This window comes from Pseudomonas sp. Gutcm_11s (genome assembly GCF_028649395.1).
Lineage (GTDB): Bacteria > Pseudomonadota > Gammaproteobacteria > Pseudomonadales > Pseudomonadaceae > Aquipseudomonas.
The window spans coordinates 124,781-143,474 of the sequence record NZ_JAQSUW010000018.1 but is presented as its reverse complement, the minus strand read 5'-3'; the positions used below and the strand labels follow the sequence as shown (position 1 = coordinate 143,474).

Sequence of the window (18,694 nt, the reverse complement as noted above, 5' to 3'; positions counted from 1 at the left end):
GCGCCGATTGTTCGGATTACTGAACGCCAAGTCAAGCCGCACTTCACTGTTTCTCGTCCTGCCGGCTTGTGACATGGCGCAGGATGAAGATTTGCAGCTTTTGGTTATAGTAACGGGCAAGTTTTGCTGCCGAAAAAAGGAAATGACATGCGTCGCATGATTCTCGCGTGCAGTGTACTGCTCGCCTTGAGCACCGGAGCCACTGCTGGCCAGATATACAAGTGGGTGGATAGCCAGGGCAATGTGCACTTCGGCTCGCAACCGCCGGAAGGGCAGCCATCTGCAGCCGTGAACCCTAATGTCTCCCAGCCCAAGGTCGCCGCGCCCCCACCAGCAGTGCCCAAGAGCGAAGCCAAAGACGAGAAGCAGGAAAAGCTAGACCGCGAGGCCAAGGATCAGATTGCCAAGCAAGATGAAGAGCGCAAAGCCTACTGCGAAAGCACCCGCCAGGATCTAGCGCAGATGCGCGCCACCTCGCGCTTGCGTGTCGAGGAAAACGGCGAGCTGCGCCGCCTTACCGAGGAAGAGCGGCAGGCGCGGATCGACAAAGCCGAAGCTTCGATCAAGGAAAACTGCCAGTAACCTACTGGCAGGCATGGAGCGCTCAGCGAGCGCTCCCGATCAATCGATCAAACTCTCCCAGCGCCCCCAGCAGCGCGCCGACCTCCGCATCACGCCCCTTGTAGCGCTCCTCGGCCAGCGCTCGAATGCCGGATGCCGTCGGCAGAGGGCCGCCCGACTCCAGCAACTGCTTCATCCGCGGCAGGAACAGCCACTGCAGCCAGGCCTCGAAATCCAGGGTATCGATGCAGAACGGCTGCTGGCTGGCCAGCGCCTCGGGAGACGGAGCCTCGACCGACCACATGCCTAGCAGGCGCAGCTCGCGCTCGATCAGCAGCAGCTGATCGGCCAGCCGCGATAGACGCACATCCATTACAGATTGACCCGAGCGCGCTCGCGCGCCTGAGCGGCGCCGGCCGGATCGCCCTGGCGATCACGAGCCTGCGCGATCAGTCCCCAGAGGCTGGCCTGCAGCGCCGGGCGACCGCTGGAGTAGGTCAGCCCGCGGCGCGCCAGCTGCTCGGCCTGGGCAGCATCACCCTGTGCCAGGCGCACTTCGGCGAGACGGTAGAGCACTTGCGGCTCGCGTGGGGCGATGCGCTGTGCACGCTCCAGGCTCGAGGAGGCACCATCCAGATCGCCATTTCCCTGCTGTTGCTGGGCGCTGGTGAGCAGCGCTAGCACCGGGCCATCCAGCTGTTCGTCGGCAGCCAGACCGCCGCCGGACGGAATGCCGCTGGGCATGCTCGGAGCGCTCGGAGCCTGGTAACCACCAGCACTGGAAATCGGCGCGCTGCTCATAGGCGTCGGATTGTAGGTCGATGGTGTTGCGTTGCTGCCATCCGGATAGGTATCCAAGGGCGCCGAACTCACACCACCGGGCACCATCACCACCACGCCCGAATCCTCGGGCATGCTCTGGGCCTGGCTCTGCTGTTGCGGCTGTGCATTCACACCACCACGGCCGGCGAAGGCGCCCTGCTCATCCGAGCGCAGGCTGCCGGTCGAATCCTGTACCGGAATCGAGCCCTTGGGCACGCTGGAACAGCCCGACATCACTGCCGAGGCCAGTACTACGGTAATCCACCACTTAGACATTCATTTCCTCACTCGAAGCGGATCAATTGAGCCAGCCACGCACCCAGTCCATCACGTTGTCAGCCGGAGCCTCCAACAAGCCACAGGGCTGACCGGGCGGCGGCTCGCTGCCACGGATATAGGGAATTTCCACCGCGTTCGGGCAGCCTGCGGCAGAGCCCTGTCCGCTGTATGCGTCTATCCAGGCCGACGCGACGTTATCTGGCATAGGCATGTCCAGCGGCAGCGGATCGGCCTTCTTCATGAAGCCGGTCCATACCTGCAGCGCGCCGGTGGCGCCGGTCAGCGGCGTCTTGCCGTTGTCGTCACGCCCCATCCACACCACGGCCAGCAGATCCTGGCTGAAGCCGGCGAACCAGCTATCGCGCGAATCATTACTGGTACCGGTCTTGCCTGCCAGCGTCAGATTGCTCGGCAACTGGCTGTACACCGAGCGCCCGGTGCCTTCGCGCATAACACGCTGCATCGCATTCTGCACCAGGTAGATGGCACCCGGATCGAAACGCTGCTGGATCTGGAATGGATAGCGCTTGAGCGGCTCGCCCTCGGCAGCCAGAACGCTGCGAATACCTCGCAGCGGCGTATTGAAACCACCATTGGCCAGCGTCTGGTACATGGTCGCCACCTCCATGGGGCTCAGCGCACCGGCGCCCAGCAGCATCGACGGATAGGCCGGCCAATCCTTCTCGACACCCAGCCGTTCGAGGGTTTTGAGCACATTCGGCACGCCCAGTTCCAGGCCGAGCTTGGCGGTCGACAGGTTGTAGGAGTTGGCCAGGCCCTGATACAGATAAATGGTGCCGTGGGCCTTGCGGTCATAGTTCTGCGGACGCCAGACCTGGCCATCCTGGCCCTTCACCGAGAAGGGCGTATCTTCCAGCCAACTGGTCAGGGTGTACTGGCTGGGGCGCTCCAGCGCCGTGAGATAGACGGCAGGTTTGATCAGCGAACCGATCGGGCGATTGGCGTCCATCACTCGATTGAAGCCGGCGAAGCGCGGCTGGCGACTACCGATCAGTGCCTGCACCTCGCCGGTTTCCGGGTTGGTCACCACCATCGCCGCCTCCACCTCGTCCAGCCCCTGACGACCAGACAGACGCTTGAAGGTCTCGCCCAGCGCCGATTCGGCCTTGAGCTGCAGGATCGGATCGAAACTGGTGAAGATACGCAGACCTTCCTCGGTCAGGTCTTCCTCTCGGTAGTCCTCGCGCAGCTGGCGTTTGACCAGGTCGAGGAAGCCGGGGAACGAGCTGTCGGCCAGGCTGCCACGCTTGGTCACGCCCAGCGGTTTCTGCTTCGCCGCTTCGGCGATCTCGGCAGTCACCACGCCCTGCTGCACCAGCAGGTCGAGCACTAGGTTGCGGCGCTCCAGGGCGCGCTCCGGATTACGCCGCGGGTTGTAGAAGGTCGGCCCCTTGACCATGCCGACCAGCAGCGCCACCTGGTCGAGCTTGAGCTCACCCAGCGGCTGACTGAAGAAGTACTGGCTGGCCAGACCAAAGCCGTGCACGGCACGCTGGCCATCCTGACCGAGGAACACCTCGTTGAGGTAGGCCTCGAGGATTTCCTTCTTGTCGTAGTGCAACTCCAGCAACACCGCCATCATGGCTTCGGTGAGCTTGCGGGTCAGGCTGCGCTCGTTGGTGAGGTAGAAGTTCTTCACCAACTGCTGGGTCAGGGTACTGCCGCCCTGGCGCAATTGGCCGGCACTGGCGTTGATCCATACCGCACGGGCGATGCCTTTGGGTGACACACCGAAGTGGTTGAAGAACTCACGATCCTCGACAGCGACCAGCGTCTCGACCAGATACGGCGGAACCTGATCCAACTTGATCAGGATGCGGTCTTCGTGGTGCGCCGGGTACAGGCCGCCGATCAGCAGCGGCTCCATGCGCGCCACCGCCAGCTTGGTGCCATTGCCCTGATTCAGGCCGGCCACGTAGTCGCCGGAAAACTTCACCCGCACCCGCTGGGCCGGCTCGTTGCCTTCATAGAACTGGAAGCCGCGGGTATGCAGGTCGACCAGGTTGCCATTCACCGCTGCCGCGCCCGGGCCGTTGGCAGCGCCTTCACGGCGATAGCCAAGGGCATCCAGTTCGGTGAGGAAGTCCTCCTTGCTCAGCTTCTGGCCGACGAACAGCTCCAACGGCCGGGCATAGACCTTGGCCGGTACCGTCCAGCGCTTACCGGAGAATTTCTCCTGCACCACGGCATCGAGATACACGGCGAAGCCAGCCAGCAGCACCAGGCCGACCAGCGACAACTTGAATAGCCAGCCCAGCCAGGAACGGCTGCCGGCGCGGCGCTTGGCGCCTTTACGAGGGGTACGGGAACGAGTCATGGCGCGGCATTATACGCACTTTGCCCTGCCCCAACAGGCGCGCCCTGGCGGTTTGCAGAGTGCCTCACAGCGGCCATAATGCCGCCTCTAATCGACTCCAAGAACGCAAGGAAAGACCGTGAGCCAAGCCCTGATTGCCGCCCTGCAGAACCCCACCCTCTACCCCCACCCGGTGGACGGCTTCCAGGTAATCGAGACGCACATCTCCTGGGTCCTGCTCACCGGCCCCTTCGCCTACAAGATCAAGAAACCGGCCAACTTCGGCTTCCTCGACTTCACCAACCTGGACCAGCGCCAGCACTTCTGCGGTGAGGAGCTGCGCCTCAACCAGCGCCTGACCGACGGCCTGTACTTGGAAGTCGTGCCGATCACCGGCAGAGAAAGCGCTCCGCAACTGGGCGGTGAAGGTCCGGCCATCGAATATGCACTGAAGATGCGCCAGTTCCCGCAGACCCAGCTGCTCAGCGCCGTACAGGGCCGCGGCGAGCTGACCCCTGCACACATCGATGCCCTGGCCCAACAGATCGCCGACTTCCACGGCCGCACGCCAGCCGTGGCCATCGAGCATCCGCTGTGCCTGCCAAAATCCATCGTCGCGCCGATGCGGCAGAACTTCGAACAGATCCGTCCGCTGCTTTCCGACGCTGCCGACCTGCGCCAACTCGACGCTCTGGAAGCCTGGGTCGAGGCCAGCATCGCCCGCCTGGAACCGCTGCTGGCCAAGCGCGCAGCCATGGGCGCGATCCGCGAGTGCCACGGTGACATCCACCTGGGCAATGCCACCCTGCTGGATGGCGAAGTGGTGCTGTTCGACTGCATCGAATTCAACGAAGAATTCCGCCTGATCGACATCGCCCTGGACGCCGCTTTCCTCGCCATGGACCTGGAAGACCGCGGTCTCAAGGCGCTGTCGCGGCGCTTCGTCAGCGCCTGGCTGGAGCACAGCGGCGATTACGACGCCCTGGAACTGCTCAACCTCTACAAGTCCCACCGCGCCCTGGTTCGCGCCAAGGTCGCCCTGTTCAGCCTGGCCCACCAGAGCGATGCCGTGCAGAAGGCCGCAACCCTGCGCCAGTACCGCAACTACGCCAACCTGGCAGAAAGCTACAGCGCCATCCCCTCGCCGTTCCTGGCCATCACCAGCGGCGTATCCGCCGTGGGCAAGAGCCAGGTCGCCCTGCGCCTGGTGGACGCCTTGGGCGCCATTCGCCTGCGCTCGGACGTGGAACGCAAGCGCCTGTTCGGCGAACAGCCGGATGCCGCCAAAGGCAGCCTGAACGGCGGCATCTACAGCGCCGAGGCCAGCGCAGCCACCTACCAGCGCCTGCATGAACTGGCCGAGCGCGCCCTGCATGCCGGCTTCCCGGTGGTGCTGGACGCTGCCTACCTCAAGCATGCCCAGCGTGCAGCAGCCTGGCAGGTCGCCGAACACAACGGCGTGCCCTTCCTGATCCTGGATTGCCAGGCACCACAGGAAGTCATCGCGGCCTGGCTGGAACAACGCCAGGCCGAAGGCATCGACCCGTCCGACGCCACCCTCGAGGTCATCCAGGCCCAGCAAGCCAGCCGTGACGAGCTGAATGCCGACGAGCAGGCCCATAGCCGCCGCGTCGACACTCACCAGGCAGCCAGCCTAGACAGCCTGATCGAGAGCATCCGCCAGCGCCTGCCGGGCCTCTGATCCGCACCATCCAGGGCCTGTCTATACTGCCGGCAGGCCCTGAATGGAGGCACCCCATGAGCCAGCCGCGCCAACTGGATAACCCGCTCTACCGTTTGCTGCACGATGAGAAGGTCGCCGAGTTCAACAAGCAGAAGCCCGGCGACGGTCCCGTCGACCTGCGCGGCGCCGATCTACGCGGCCTCGACCTGCGCCTGCTGGACGCCAGCCGTGTCGACTTCACCGATGGCTACTTCCGCGGCGCCGACCTGCGCGGCCTGGATCTGCGCGAGTCCAACCTGGAAGGCGCCAGCATCGCCCACGCGCAGATCTCCGGCGCATATTTCCCGGCGCAACTCAGTGCTGACGAAATCCTGCTGTCCATGCAGTTCGGCACCCGCATGCGCTATCGCCCCAACTGAATCCGAGACCCCATGAGCGAGATCGCCCGCCTGTTCGGCAACCGCGCCGATGCCTACGCCAGCTTTCGCCCGCAATACCCCGAGCAACTGTTCGACTGGCTAGCCAGCAACGCTCCCGCCCACGAGCGGGCGCTGGACATCGCCTGCGGCAATGGCCAGGCCAGCCGCCCGCTGCTGGGGCGCTTCCAGCAGGTACTGGCTTGCGACGCCAGTGCCGAGCAGTTGCGCGCCGCACCCGACCTGAAGAGCGTCGACTGTTTTGCTGCGGACGCCACCGCCCAGCCATTGGCCGATGCCAGCCTGGACCTGATCGTCGTGGCCCAGGCCCTGCACTGGTTCGCCACACCCGACTTCTTCGCTGAGACACGTCGCCTGCTCAGGCCCGACGGCCTGTTCTGCGCATGGTGCTACAGCCTGTTGCGTATCGACGATGCGCTGGATGCCGTGCTCGATGACTTCTACTGGAACACCCTGGCCGGCTATTGGCCCGCTGGCCGCACCAGCGTCGACGCCGGCTACAGCGATATCCAGCCGCCCTTTGCACGCATCCAGGTGCCGGCATTCGCCATCGAACTGGAATGGGATCTGCCGCAACTGGTTGGCTACCTAAGCACCTGGTCCGCCGTGCAGAAGCTGGAGCAAGCCAGCGGCCGCGATCCCGTGCAGGACCTGCTGCCCAGACTGCAGCAGGCCTGGGGCGACGGGCAGCAAAAGCGTTTTGTGCGATGGCCGCTACACTTTCTCGCAGGCTTCCCGGCACGCCCCTCATGACAACGGCAAGGAGGCGCCATGAATGATGAGCTGCAACACCTGAAGAACCTGGGCAAGACATCTGCGCAATGGTTGCATGCGGTTGGCATCCATAGCGCCAACGACCTGCGCCGGCTGGGCTCGGTCGACGCATACCGCGCAGTAAGGGCCCGCGGTTTTCGTGCATCCAAGGTCCTGCTCTACGCCATCGAGGGCGCCCTGCTCGACGTGCACTGGAACGATCTGCCGCCAGGGATCAAGGACAGCCTGAACGGTCAGCTGGACGAGCGGGTACCGCGCAACAAGAGCTAGCTCACAACCTCCGAGCAGCGGCATTTACCTGCATCACGCTGCGACCTATTGTTGCCGCACTCTGCGTGCCTTATCGTCAGCCCAGCCAGTTCAAGGAATTACCGACATGTACCTACTCGGGGAGCAACCGGCCTACGCCGACCAGCTGATCCAACGCCTGCAGAGCATTCCCGCACAACTGCTCGAAGGGCTGCAGCCCAGCGGCTCGCCCCTGCGCCTCGAGCAGGTCGAGGATCTGGCCAAGATTCTTCCGGGCAACCAGCTGTACATCATCGAAAACGGCCTGCTGCACGCCCAGGTCGATGAGCGCCCGCTGTTCTACCTGCAGGAAGGCGACCTGGTCGGCCTGCGCCAGGGCATCGACCTGCCCAGCTGCCGCTACAGCAGCGAAGAGCACCTGACCCTGGTGCCCTATGCCCGCACCGATGTGTTCAAGCACATCTACACCAGCGAGCAGCGCCAGGAACTGTTCATCCAGTACCTGATCGGCCACACCGCCCTTCTCTCCGACGCACTGGCCCGCCTCAAGCAACCGGAGATCCGCCCGGCCACCGGCTTCCAACACTTCGCCGCAGGTGAGGAACTGATTCACCAAGGTGACGACGCCGACCACGTGTTCGTGATCATCGAGGGCCACGCCGAGGCCCACGTCGACGGCCAGAAGGTCGGCGACGTGCAGAAAGACGAGATCTTCGGCGCCATGGCCGTGTTCACCCGCGAGAAGCGCAGCGCCACGGTGATCGCCAGCGAGCCCTGCACCGTCATGGTCATCCCCAAGGACCAGTTCCTCAGCCTGATGCAGAGCAACCCGCGCATCGCCCACAGCCTGATCGAGAGCATGGCGCGGCGCATCGACCTGCTGAACAAGGAAGTCACCCAGCTGCGTACCCAGCTGCCGCAAACCTGAGTCACGCAGGGCTGTAACGACAAACCCCGGCCATGGCCGGGGTTTTCTTTGCGCAGGTGTTTTGCCAACCAGTCGAAAATAATTCTCATCCGGGTGTTGACTGGAAAATGAGAATTGTTATTATTACCTCAACTGGTCGCGAGATCAGCCGATAAGCTCAAGAGACCACAGCAGTCGGACTCTTCAGATTATCTCCTCATCAGGCTAATCACGGTTATTGACCCGGCAATTTGCCGGGTCTTTTTTTGCCCGCAGTTTTTAGCCACCACCCGCAGCCACGTCAGTGCAGCCTTGCAAGCGCATTGGACCGGGTATCTCAAATCACTGGGAAATGACCGCCCTCCAGAACGGAAGGCGGCGGCGAGGCGCGTGTCTTACCAGCCCACGCCCAGACCGATCATGTAGCGGCGCTCGTTGGTATCGCCGTACTCGCTGGCGACCTTGTCCCACTCGGCCTTGAGGCTGAGTGCCGCCCAGCTGTTGAGCCGGTAGCGCACGCCCGCCTCGCTATCGATGGTGTAGTCCACCGAGTCGATGAAGGGAGCGCCCACCTCGCCCTGGGTATAGATCTCCAGGTTCTTGCCATACAGGTAGCGCTTGTAGTCCCACTTGCTGGTAGCCGAAGTGAAGTGCTCGGTGCTGCCATCGGCGAACACATAGTCGTTGCGGTTGAGCAGGCCGGCCAGGGAGAAGGCGCCCAGCTCGTCATCCCAGAACTGGTAACCGGGACCGGTACCGATGGTGCGCTGGGTCTCCAGGTCCTCGATGCGGTCGTGGCTGTACTTGAGCTGGCCCTTCCAGAAGAATTTCTGCGTGAAGAAGCGGTCGAGGTCGTAACCCAGCTCTACCCGGTCGGTCTTGCGCTCGTCGTCCTTGGTCTCGTGGTCATACTCGGCCGTGATGCCATGGCGCCAGGCACCGTGGCGGGCCTTGGTGTCGAGATCGACGTTGTAGTCCTTGACGTCGTTGGCGGCGCGCTTGTAATCGGCCGAGAAGTCCAGCGTGCCGGTCCATGCCAGGTCCTGCACCAGCGGCTTGGGCGGCATCATCTGGCTGATAGAGGCAAGCTCCACCACCTTGGGCGCCTCGCCATTGACCAGTTCGACCTGCCCCTGCCCTGCCGGTCTCAGCGACTTGGCATGCTCGCCGACGAAGTCGTCCTGCTTGACCAGCAGCGCCTGGTCACTCTCCAGCGTCGCGACCTTCTTCATGTCGAGGGTGATGACACCGGCGAAGTCGGTCTTCAGCAGCAGCTTGCCGCTGTCGAGCAACTGGATGGTACCGGTGATCTTGTCACCGCTCTTCAGCCAGACAGTGTCGGCGAACAACGGCGTGGAGGCGGCGCAAACGGCCAGGCAAAGCAGGGAGCGAAACGATTTCATAGGCACGGTCAGGCTGGTACTGGAAAAAGGCGCGCATTATCCGGATGCACACCAGCTGAGCAAGCACAGACCGGCAAAACGGCCCATGAGTTCAGCTCTTTCGACTACCAGCCCACACCTATGCCAATCAGATAGTGGCGATCGGAGGCCGTGGTACCCAGTCCGCGAATCTGATCCAGCTCGTACAACAGCGACAGTCGCGCCCAGTCGTTGAGGTGGTAGCGCAGCCCCGCCTCGCTATCGAGCACGTAGTCGATCTCGTCGATCTGCGGCACCTGCAACTGGGCAGTGGTGTAGAACTCCAGGCGCGTCCCCCACAGCAGGCGCTTGTAGTCCCACTCCACCGACCAGCTGTCGAAGCCCACGTCGCCATAGCGGCTATACAGCTCGATACGGTTGAACTGGGTGATCAGGTCCAACCGGCCCAGCTCGTTGTCCCAGAAGCGGTAGCCCGGCCCTGTGCCGTAGATGCGCTGGCGGCTGATGTCCTCGAACTTGTCCTCGTCCTGCTCGTAGCCAACCCGCCAGAACCAGTGATCGGTGAAGAAGCGGTCGAGGTCGTACTCCAGTTCCCAGTTGTCCTCGGTCTTCTCGCCGTTTTCCTTCTCGTGCTCCAGCTCGCCGCGCAGCACATGGCGCCAGCGCCCATGCTCGACACGGGTATTGCCCTTGAGCTTCCACTCATCGGTGCGATCCTGGTTGCGCTCCATATCCAGCTTGGCGTCCAGGTTGCCTTCCCAGACGCGGTCCTTGAGCAGCGGCCGCGGCGGCACCAGGCGTGAAATGCTTGCCAGGGTGATTTCCCGCTCCCCGCCGTTGACCATCTTGACCTTGCCCGGGCCGGCGGCGCGCAGCTGCTCGCTGCTCTCGCTGTCCAGCCCTTCGCGACGCAGCATCAGGGGCTTGTCGGCACTGAGGGTGTCGATATCCTTCCAGTCGATCAGCACCTTGCCGGCATACTTGGTCTTCAACGCCAGCTTGCCGCCGTCGAGCAACAGGATTTCGCCACTCAGGCGATCGCCGTTGTTCAGCCACACCGTATCGGCGACGACGGGCCAAGCCAGGCTCAGCAACAGACAGGACAGCAGAACGCGCGACATGGCCAGACCACCGAAGAAGGAACGAGGCGACGAGCCAGAACATGCCCCAGCCCTGGACCCTACGGCAAGTCCGGAGGGCCGCCGCGCTGCGCTTTATCTGGTGCTGGCGCAGATTCCCGCAGGCAAGGTGACCAGCTACGGCGAACTGGCCGCCCTGGCCGGCCTCGGCCGCGCGGCACGCTGGGTCGGGCGGACCCTCAGCCAGCTTCCCGAAAACACGCGCCTGCCCTGGCATCGCGTGCTCGGTGCAGGGGGGCGGCTCAGCCTCGCCGCCGGTACGCCATCGGGTGATGAGCAGCGCGCGCGCCTGCGCGCCGAGGGGCTGACCATCCGCAATGATCGTGTCGACATGCGCCGCCACGGCTGGCGCCCGATGGAGCCGAACGGTTAGAGTGCGCCCTTTGCCGTGTCCGTAGCCGAACGCCTCATGCCCCGTAGAACCTGGCGCGCCGCCCTTGCCACCTATGCCCACCCGGCCACCCTGGCCCTGCTCCTGCTGGGCTTTGCCGCGGGCCTGCCGTACATGCTGGTGTTCTCCACCCTCTCGGTGTGGCTGCGTGAGGCCGGGGTCACCCACCAGACCATCGGCTACGCCAGCCTGATCGGCCTGGCCTACGCCTTCAAATGGGTCTGGGCACCGATGCTCGACCAGTGGCGCCTGCCGCTGCTCGGCCGCCTCGGCCGCCGCCGCTCCTGGCTGGTGCTGTCCCAGGGCCTGGTGGCCTTCGGCCTGATCGGCATGGCCCTGTGCGATCCGCAGCAGCACCTGTCGTGGCTGATCGGCGTGGCCGTGGTGGTGGCATTCGCCTCGGCCACCCAGGACATCGCGGTAGATGCCTACCGCCTGGAGATCGTCGACGACACGCGCCAGGCCGCGCTGGCCGCCAGCTACATGGCCGGCTACCGCGTCGCAGCCCTGCTGGCCACCGCCGGTGCCCTGTACTTCGCCGGCTGGTTCGGCAACCCCGGCGCCGGCTACCAGCACGGCGCCTGGGCCAGCACCTACCTGCTGTTCGCCATGCTGATGCTGCCGGGACTGATCACCACCCTGTGGATGCGCGAGCCGCCGGTACCAATGCAGACCCAGATGGCCGCAGCGCGCTACGGCCTGTATCGCCAACTGGCCTCGGTGCTGGTGCTGATCGTGCTGCTGGTGTCGGTGCCGGCCATGTTCACCCAGTTCTTCCGCAGCGACGTGTTCCTGCTGCTCAACGGCGACATCGGCCTGGTCGAACTGATCCGCGACGACCGTGCCTTCATGCGCTTCGGCATCTACGCCGTGCTCACCGGAGTCTGCCTGTCGCGCATGGGCCGTCGCGGCCTGGCGCCTGTGCTCACGCCGGTCAACGACTTCATCCTGCGCTATCGCTGGCAGGCGCTGCTGCTGCTCGGGCTGATCGCCACCTATCGCATGTCCGATACGGTGATGGGAGTGATGGCCAACGTCTTCTACATCGACATGGGCTTCGCCAAGAGCCAGATCGCCAGCGTCAGCAAGCTGTTCGGCCTGATCATGACCCTGCTCGGCGCGGCCCTCGGCGGCCTGCTGATCGTGCGTTTCGGCATCATGCCGATCCTGCTGCTGGGCGGCGCCGCCTCGGCGGGCACCAACCTGCTGTTCGCCACGCTCTCCGGCCTGGGCGTGGTCCACGAGCCGGCAGCCTATGCCGAACAGACGGTCAGCCACCTGCTGTGGACGCTGGACCCGCACATGCTGATGCTGGTGGTGACCATCACGCTGGACAACCTCAGCTCGGGCCTGGCCACTGCGGCCTTCGTCGCCTACCTGTCGAGCCTGACCAACCTGAAGTTCTCCGCCACCCAGTACGCCCTGCTCAGTTCCATCATGCTGCTGCTGCCGCGCCTGGTCGGCGGCTACTCCGGGGTGATGGTGGAGAGGGCCGGCTACAGTCAGTTCTTCCTGATCACCGCGCTGCTCGGTATCCCCACGCTGATCCTCATCCTGCTGCAGTGGCGCAGGCAGGGCTCCGGCCCGGCCATGGCAGAGCCAGAAGCACCGCAACGCCAGGGCGAATCAGGCTGAGGCCGGGGTCGCCACCGTGCGCGCCACCAGCCCCGGCACGGCAATATCGACCCCCACCTCGCGCAGGCGATCACGCACTTCCTCGTTGAACCTGAAGGTGACCGGCCAATAGTCCGAATTGGCCGTCCACACCCGCAACGACAGGGTGATGAAGGTCTCGCCCAGCCCGGCCACCACGACCGCCGGCGGCGGATCGCGGCGCACCCGCGGGTCCTCGGCCATCGTGCGCAGCACTTCCTGGGCCTTCTGCAGGTCGCTGTCGTAATCCACCTTCACATCGAACACGATCTGCCGCGTGGCCTGGCGCGAGGTATTGATGATCGGCCCATTGGACAGCGCGCCGTTGGGCAGGATCACCGTGCGGTTGTCCCCGGTACGCAGAACGGTGTGGAAGATCTGGATGCTGTCCACAGTTCCCGACTGCCCCTGCGCCTCGATCCAGTCGCCGATGCGGAACGGGCGGAACAGTAGAATCAGCACGCCGCCGGCGAAGTTGGCCAGGCTGCCCTGCAGGGCCAGGCCGATGGCCAGACCAGCAGCACCGATGGCGGCGATGAACGAGGCGGTGGAGATGCCGATCATGGAGGCCACGCTGACCACCAGCAGCACCTTGAGCACGATGTTGGCGAGGCTGCCGATGAACCCGGTCAGCGCCGCGTCCACCTTGCGCAGCCGCATCAATTGAGCGAGACGAGAGGTCAGCCGATTGATCAGCCACCAGCCGATCACCAGGGTGAACAGGGCCAGGGTCAGCTTGCCGCTGTACTCCAGCACCACCGGCAGCCAGGCCTGGGACAGGCGAACGATCTCCTCGTAGTCGAATTGCATGATGCACTCCTTTTCCGACAGCTGAAACGACACCGCCATGGCGGGCCATGGCGGTGAAAGGTGTACAACTGGGACGCGCGCGAAGCGCCGGAGGTTCCCCCTGCGGGGTCAGTCGCGGAAGTTGTTGTACTGCAGCGGCATGCCGAACTCCTTGCCGCGCAGGGCGGCAATCGCCTCCTGCAGGTCGTCACGCTTCTTGCCGGTGACCCGCACCTGCTCGCCCTGGATAGCGGCCTGGACCTTGAGCTTGCTGTCTTTGATGTGGGCGACGATCTTCTTCGCCAGCTCCTTGTCGATGCCCTCGCGGAAGGTCACTTCCTGCTTCATCACCTTGCCGGAGGCGTAGGGGTCCTTGGTTTCCATGCACTGCGCATCGATCTTGCGCTTGATCAGGCTGGCACGGACGATGTCGAGCACCTGCTCGAGCATGAACTCGGCTTCGGCGGTCAGGGTGATGGTCTTGTCCTTGCTTTCGATGCTGCACTTGCCGCGCAGGTCGAAGCGGCGCTCGAGCTCCTTGATGGCGTTGTCGACCGCGTTGGTCAGTTCGTGCTTGTCCAGTTCCGACACCACGTCGAACGAAGGCATGGGTTTGCTCCTGATGGACGGCGCGATCCCCCTCACGGACTGAACGCGCCTGACTTGACGATAAAATTGGCGCGCCCATTATAACCAGTCTGATACACGCCGTTCGGCCAACCTGCGGCGGCCATTTTTCTCTGCCTGCGAGCCCTTCAATGCCCAACCCCCATCTCAGCATCCTGGTAGTGGACGACGCCAAGTTCTCCAGTGCCATGATCGGCCGTGCCCTGAGCCAGGCCGGCTACCAGGATGTGCGCTTCGCCAACAGTGCCGCGGAAGCCCTGCGCCTGCTGGAAAAACGCCCCGCCAGCGTGTTGCTGGCCGACTGGCTGATGCCGGAGATGGACGGCCTGGAGCTGACGGGACGGGTACGACAGCTGGACGAGACCGCCGAGCACTACACCTACGTCATCCTGCTCACCGGCAAGGAGGGCGAGAACGTGCTGTCCGAGGCCTTCGACCGCGGTGTCGACGACTTCATTAGCAAGGCCGCCATGAACGAGCAACTGGTGCCGCGCGTGTACGCCGCCGACCGCCTGTGCAACACCCTGCAGCGCCTGCTCAACGAAAACCGCATGCTGACCCAGAACATCGCCAGCCTGGAGCAGCGCAATCTGGTCGACCCGCTGACCGGACTGGGCAACCCCCGCTACCTGCAACAGAAGCTGGGCGACTGCCTGCGCCAGGTGGAGTCGCGCGGCGGCGCCCTGTGCTACCTGCTGATCGGCCTGCAGGAGGGCGAAGCGCTGCGTCGCCAGTACGGCAATGGCTTCTGGAACGAAGTACTGCACGGCGTGGCTCGCCGCCTGCAACAACTGGTGCGCCCGCTGGACGTACTGACCCGCGTCGACGAGACCCACTTCGGCATGATCGCCATGCTCGACGACCTGCAGGAATGCTCGCCGAGCAGTTTCAAGCGCCTGCACGAGGGCCTCAACCTCAAGGCATTCAAGACCAGTGAGGGCTTCATCAGCCTCAAGGCAGGCATCGCCCTGGTCGGCCTCGACGCCAAGTCGCTGCCGGTCGAGCCGCATCACCTATTCGCCGAAGCCGGCCGCGTGCTGCCGGATTCCTACGCCAGCGGCCGGGTTAGCGCGGTACGCCTGCCGTTGCCCCAGTGAGTACCTGGCACATCCTCGGTGCCGGCAGCCTGGGCGGGCTGTGGGCGGCACGCCTGTCCCGCGCCGGCCTGCCGGTGCGGCTGATCCTGCGCGACCAGGCCCGTCTCGCCCAGTATCGCGTCGCCGGCGGCCTGACCCTGGTCGAAGACGGCCTGGCCAGCCTGCATCCGATCCCGGCGGAAGTACCAAGCACCGATATCCCCATCCGCCGCCTGCTGCTGGCCTGCAAGGCCTATGACGCCGAGGAGGCGGTGGCCGAACTGGCACCACGCCTGACACCCGGCGCCGAGATCATCCTGCTGCAGAACGGCCTGGGCAGCCAGGAAGCGGTCGCCGCCCGCGTGCCTCGTGCACAGTGCATCTTCGCTTCCAGTACCGAAGGCGCCTTCCGCGAGGGCGCCCCAGAAGGTAACAGTTGGCGCGTGGTCTACGCCGGCCGTGGCCAGACCTGGCTGGGCACCCCTGGCGAACGCCGCGCGCCGGAGTGGTTGGAGGAGCTGCAAAGAGCCGGGATACCCCATGACTGGAGCGACGACATCCTTGCCAAGCTGTGGCGCAAGCTGGCGCTGAACTGTGCGATCAACCCACTGACCGTGCTGCACGACTGTCGTAACGGCGGATTGCGCGACTGGCCGGCCGAGGTCGCCGGTCTGTGCGAAGAACTCAGCGAGCTGCTGCACGCCTGCGGCCAGGGCGCCGCGGCCAGCGACCTGCACCAGGACGTGCTGCGGGTGATCGACGGCACCGCCGCCAACTTCTCGTCCATGTACCAGGACGTGGCCTGCGGCCGACGCACCGAGATCGGCTACCTGCTCGGCTACGCCCTGCGCGAGGCACAGCGCCTGGGCATCGAACTGCCGCGCCTACAAGACCTGCTGCAGCGCCTGCGCGAGCACCTGGCCGCCCGCGGATTGCCCGTGGACTGAAGCGGCGCTAACCTGCCCCTCCCACCCCAAGCGGAAGCCGCGCCCTTGACCCGTCTGCGCCAGCGTCTCGACAACCTGCCGGTCGGCCGCAAGCTGCTCGCTGCATTGCTGGTGTTGCTGGCGACCGTGCTGCTGGTGGCCAACCTGGCGTTCATCAGCGCGGCGTACTGGATCTCCCAGGAGAGCGTCGCGCCCCAGGCGCTGCAGACCCTCGGCAAGCTGGTCGCCACCCCCGAGCTGAGCCGCCACGCGTTGTCCTCGCCCAAAGCCGCGCGCGAAGTGCTGAGCCGCCTGGAGAACTACACACCGCTGCGCGCCGCCGCGCTCTACGACAGCAGCGGCCGGCGCCTGGCCGACCTGCAGCTGGGCGAGCCGCTGCAACTGCCCGACTACAGCGACAACCTCGAGCACTGGCGCCTGAGCGAGTTCCGCTCCACCCGGGCCATCGAACTGCCGCAGCAGGGCAAGGCGCCCGGCTACCTGCTGCTGGTGGCCTCCAGCGAGCTGCCCGGCGCCTTCTACACCGGCACGGTCACCGCCAGTGCGGTGATCCTGGCCTTCAGCGTGCTGCTCTGGGCGCTGATCGCCCGGCAGATCCGCCGCCTGATCACCCGGCCCATTCGCAAACTGGAAGAACTGTCGCGCCAGGTCACCCGCGAGGAGAACTACTCCCTGCGTGCCGCCCGCGGCAACCACGACGAGATCGGTAGCCTGGCCGATGCCTTCAACACCATGCTCGGCCGCATGGAGGCCCGCGAACAGCAGCTGCGGCGCGCCCGCGACGACGCCGAGAGCGCCTTCTCCCAGGCGCAGAGCCTGGCCGAGGAGACCCGCCACTCCAACCGCAAGCTGGAACTGGAAGTGCAGGTGCGCAGCAAGATCGAGAAGAAGCTCACCGGCTTCCAGAACTACCTCAACAACATCATCGACTCCATGCCCTCGGCGCTGATCGCCCTCGACGACCAGCTCTACGTCACCCAGTGGAACCAGGAGGCCAGCGCCCTCTCCGGCACGCCGCTGGACGAGGCGCTGAACCAGCCGGTGTTCCTCGCCTTCCCCTCGCTCAAGCCCTTCCTCCTGCAGCTCAAGCGCACCGCCGAACAGCACCGGGTGGAGAAGATCGAGCGCGTCACCTGGCGCCGTGGCGAAGAGGCCCACCACTACGCGCTGACCTTCTACCCACTGATGGGCGCCGGCGGGCGCGGCGCGGTGATCCGTATCGACGACATCACCCAGCGCCTGTCGCTGGAGGAGATGATGGTGCAGTCGGAGAAGATGCTCTCGGTCGGCGGCCTGGCGGCCGGCATGGCGCACGAGATCAACAACCCGCTGGGCGCCATCCTGCATAACGTGCAGAACATCCGCCGACGCCTGTCGCCGGAGCTGGCGAAGAACCAGGACCTGGCCGTGGAGATCGGCATCGCCCTCGACGACGTCAACGCCTACCTGCACAACCGCGAGATTCCCCAGCTGCTCGATGGCATCGCCCAGGCCGGCTCGAGGGCAGCCAAGATCGTCACCCACATGCTCGCCTTCAGCCGGCGCAGCAACCGCCAGCTGGCGCCCTGCCAGCTGACGGTGCTGATCGACCAGGCGCTGGAAATCGCCGGCAACGACTTCGACCTGACCGAGAGCTTCGACTTCAAGGGCATCGCCATCGAACGCGATTTCGACGCCCAGCTCGGCCCGGTGCCGGCCACCGCCAACGAACTCGAGCAAGTCCTGCTCAACCTGCTGAAGAACGCCGCCCAGGCCATCCACCTGCGTGACGACGACACCGAGCCGGGACGCATCGTCCTGCGCACCCGCCTCAATCCGCCCTGGGCGGAAGTCCAGGTGGAAGACAACGGCATCGGCATGCCCGAGCTGGTGCGCAAGCGCATCTTCGAGCCCTTCTTCACTACCAAGGAAGTCGGCCAGGGCACCGGCCTCGGCCTGTCCGTGTCCTACTTCATCGTCACCAACAACCACAAAGGTCAGCTGGAAGTGCAATCCGCCCAGGGCAAGGGCACCTGCTTCACCCTGCGCCTGCCGCTGACCGCTCCTACCGAAGGCATCAACAGCTGATGGGTTACCGACTGAGCAAGATCTACACAAAGACCGGCGACAAGGGCGAGACCGGCCTGGCCGATGGCCGCCGGGTGACCAAGGATCATCCGCGCGTCGAAGCCATGGGCGAGCTGGATACGCTGAACAGCCAGCTCGGCCTGCTGCTGGCCGATCTCGCCGAGCAGGCGGCCCTGTGGCCCGGCCTGGGCGAGATCATCGAGGTGCTGGAGCCTTGCCAACACCGCCTGTTTGACCTCGGCGGCGAACTGGCGATGCCCGATTACCAGGCGCTGCAGGAACCAGAAGTGGAGCGCCTGGAGGCGGCCATCGACCGCTGGAACGAGGAGCTCGGCCCGCTGCAGAACTTCATCCTCCCCGGCGGTTCGCGCCTGGTGGCGCAGGCCCACGTCTGCCGCAGCCTGGCGCGCACCAGCGAGCGCCGTTGCCAGCAACTCAACGCGATAGAGCCGCTGCGCCCGGTGGGCATGGCCTACGTCAATCGCCTGTCCGACCTGCTGTTCGTCGCCGCACGATTGATCGCACGGCGCACGCAGATCAGCGAGGTGCTCTGGCAGGCCGCAGAAAAACCGCAGGAACGCTGACCGGCAGCG

Annotated in this window: 18 protein-coding genes and 1 pseudogene; 12 read left to right on the top strand and 7 right to left on the bottom strand. The window is 65.0% G+C overall.

What is annotated here, in order from left to right:
- The first annotated feature begins 147 nt into the window (after nucleotides 1–147).
- The gene (locus PTT45_RS22190) at nucleotides 148–582 is read left to right on the top strand and encodes a DUF4124 domain-containing protein (protein ID WP_273816151.1); all 435 of its coding nucleotides are present in this window, start codon (nucleotides 148–150) and stop codon (nucleotides 580–582) included.
- A gap of 22 nt (nucleotides 583–604) precedes the next feature.
- Here PTT45_RS22190 and PTT45_RS22185 read toward each other — a convergent pair whose 3' ends face one another.
- From PTT45_RS22185 to mrcB, 3 genes are read right to left on the bottom strand one after another with little or no spacing between them, the layout of a single operon-like run.
- Nucleotides 605–934, bottom strand: a complete 330-nt coding sequence (locus PTT45_RS22185) for a YqcC family protein (protein ID WP_273816150.1) — start codon at nucleotides 932–934, stop codon at nucleotides 605–607.
- On the bottom strand, nucleotides 934–1,659 hold the full coding sequence (locus tag PTT45_RS22180) for a tetratricopeptide repeat protein (protein ID WP_273816149.1): 726 nt from the start codon (nucleotides 1,657–1,659) through the stop codon (nucleotides 934–936). Before PTT45_RS22180 ends, PTT45_RS22185 begins: the two co-directional genes overlap by 1 nt.
- A 22-nt stretch (nucleotides 1,660–1,681) precedes the next feature.
- On the bottom strand, nucleotides 1,682–4,000 hold the full coding sequence (gene mrcB / locus PTT45_RS22175) for a penicillin-binding protein 1B (RefSeq protein WP_273816148.1): 2,319 nt from the start codon (nucleotides 3,998–4,000) through the stop codon (nucleotides 1,682–1,684).
- A gap of 118 nt (nucleotides 4,001–4,118) precedes the next feature.
- Between mrcB and PTT45_RS22170 the strand changes: the two genes are divergently transcribed.
- The 5 genes from PTT45_RS22170 to PTT45_RS22150 all read left to right on the top strand — a co-directional run bounded on the left by PTT45_RS22170 (nucleotide 4,119) and on the right by PTT45_RS22150 (nucleotide 8,051).
- A complete protein-coding gene (locus PTT45_RS22170; RefSeq protein ID WP_273816147.1) occupies nucleotides 4,119–5,681 on the top strand; it encodes a bifunctional aminoglycoside phosphotransferase/ATP-binding protein in 1,563 nt (520 codons plus the stop codon).
- Nucleotides 5,682–5,737: 56 nt separating this feature from the next.
- A complete protein-coding gene (locus tag PTT45_RS22165) occupies nucleotides 5,738–6,082 on the top strand; it encodes a pentapeptide repeat-containing protein (protein WP_273816146.1) in 345 nt (114 codons plus the stop codon).
- Nucleotides 6,083–6,094: 12 nt separating this feature from the next.
- On the top strand, nucleotides 6,095–6,853 hold the full coding sequence (locus tag PTT45_RS22160; protein ID WP_273816145.1) for a class I SAM-dependent methyltransferase: 759 nt from the start codon (nucleotides 6,095–6,097) through the stop codon (nucleotides 6,851–6,853).
- An 18-nt stretch (nucleotides 6,854–6,871) separates the two neighbouring features.
- Nucleotides 6,872–7,144: a TfoX/Sxy family protein gene (locus PTT45_RS22155; protein WP_043309081.1), complete on the top strand. Its 273-nt coding sequence runs from the start codon at nucleotides 6,872–6,874 to the stop codon at nucleotides 7,142–7,144.
- A 106-nt stretch (nucleotides 7,145–7,250) separates the two neighbouring features.
- Nucleotides 7,251–8,051 carry a cyclic nucleotide-binding domain-containing protein gene (locus tag PTT45_RS22150; RefSeq protein ID WP_273816144.1) on the top strand — a complete coding sequence of 267 codons (801 nt, stop codon included), beginning with the start codon at nucleotides 7,251–7,253 and terminating at the stop codon, nucleotides 8,049–8,051.
- A 374-nt stretch (nucleotides 8,052–8,425) separates the two neighbouring features.
- On the opposite strand, the gene PTT45_RS22145 is transcribed toward PTT45_RS22150, so the two are convergent.
- Entirely contained in the window at nucleotides 8,426–9,433 is a 1,008-nt protein-coding gene (locus tag PTT45_RS22145; RefSeq protein WP_273816143.1) for a DUF481 domain-containing protein, read from the bottom strand.
- Nucleotides 9,434–9,537: 104 nt separating this feature from the next.
- Nucleotides 9,538–10,533, bottom strand: a complete 996-nt coding sequence (locus tag PTT45_RS22140; RefSeq protein WP_273816142.1) for a DUF481 domain-containing protein — start codon at nucleotides 10,531–10,533, stop codon at nucleotides 9,538–9,540.
- Between PTT45_RS22140 and PTT45_RS22135 the strand changes: the two genes are divergently transcribed.
- Together PTT45_RS22135 and PTT45_RS22130 are read left to right on the top strand one after the other, a co-directional pair.
- Complete coding sequence (locus PTT45_RS22135) at nucleotides 10,532–10,924, top strand: MGMT family protein (protein ID WP_273816141.1); 393 nt, start codon at nucleotides 10,532–10,534, stop codon at nucleotides 10,922–10,924. The genes PTT45_RS22140 and PTT45_RS22135 overlap by 2 nt on opposite strands.
- Before the next feature lie 36 nt (nucleotides 10,925–10,960).
- Nucleotides 10,961–12,577, top strand: coding sequence for an AmpG family muropeptide MFS transporter (locus PTT45_RS22130; RefSeq protein WP_273816140.1), 1,617 nt, complete (start codon nucleotides 10,961–10,963; stop codon nucleotides 12,575–12,577).
- Here PTT45_RS22130 and PTT45_RS22125 read toward each other — a convergent pair.
- Both PTT45_RS22125 and PTT45_RS22120 read right to left on the bottom strand, forming a co-directional pair.
- Complete coding sequence (locus PTT45_RS22125) at nucleotides 12,569–13,405, bottom strand: mechanosensitive ion channel family protein (RefSeq protein WP_273816139.1); 837 nt, start codon at nucleotides 13,403–13,405, stop codon at nucleotides 12,569–12,571. The genes PTT45_RS22130 and PTT45_RS22125 overlap by 9 nt on opposite strands.
- 108 nt (nucleotides 13,406–13,513) lie before the next feature.
- Nucleotides 13,514–13,993, bottom strand: a complete 480-nt coding sequence (locus PTT45_RS22120) for a YajQ family cyclic di-GMP-binding protein (RefSeq protein ID WP_273816138.1) — start codon at nucleotides 13,991–13,993, stop codon at nucleotides 13,514–13,516.
- A gap of 137 nt (nucleotides 13,994–14,130) precedes the next feature.
- Here PTT45_RS22120 and PTT45_RS22115 point away from each other — a divergent pair.
- The 4 genes and pseudogenes from PTT45_RS22115 to PTT45_RS22100 form a co-directional block, all read left to right on the top strand.
- Nucleotides 14,131–15,108: pseudogene (locus PTT45_RS22115) on the top strand (response regulator); the annotation flags it as partial.
- Nucleotides 15,105–16,034, top strand: a complete 930-nt coding sequence (locus PTT45_RS22110) for a putative 2-dehydropantoate 2-reductase (protein ID WP_273816137.1) — start codon at nucleotides 15,105–15,107, stop codon at nucleotides 16,032–16,034. The pseudogene PTT45_RS22115 and the gene PTT45_RS22110, both read left to right, overlap by 4 nt.
- Nucleotides 16,035–16,088: 54 nt before the next feature.
- A complete protein-coding gene (locus PTT45_RS22105) occupies nucleotides 16,089–18,101 on the top strand; it encodes a sensor histidine kinase (RefSeq protein WP_273816166.1) in 2,013 nt (670 codons plus the stop codon).
- Nucleotides 18,101–18,685 (top strand): cob(I)yrinic acid a,c-diamide adenosyltransferase, encoded by a 585-nt coding sequence (locus PTT45_RS22100; RefSeq protein ID WP_273816136.1) that lies wholly within the window; start codon nucleotides 18,101–18,103, stop codon nucleotides 18,683–18,685. The genes PTT45_RS22105 and PTT45_RS22100 overlap by 1 nt, the downstream gene beginning before the upstream one ends.
- Nucleotides 18,686–18,694 lie beyond the last annotated feature (9 nt).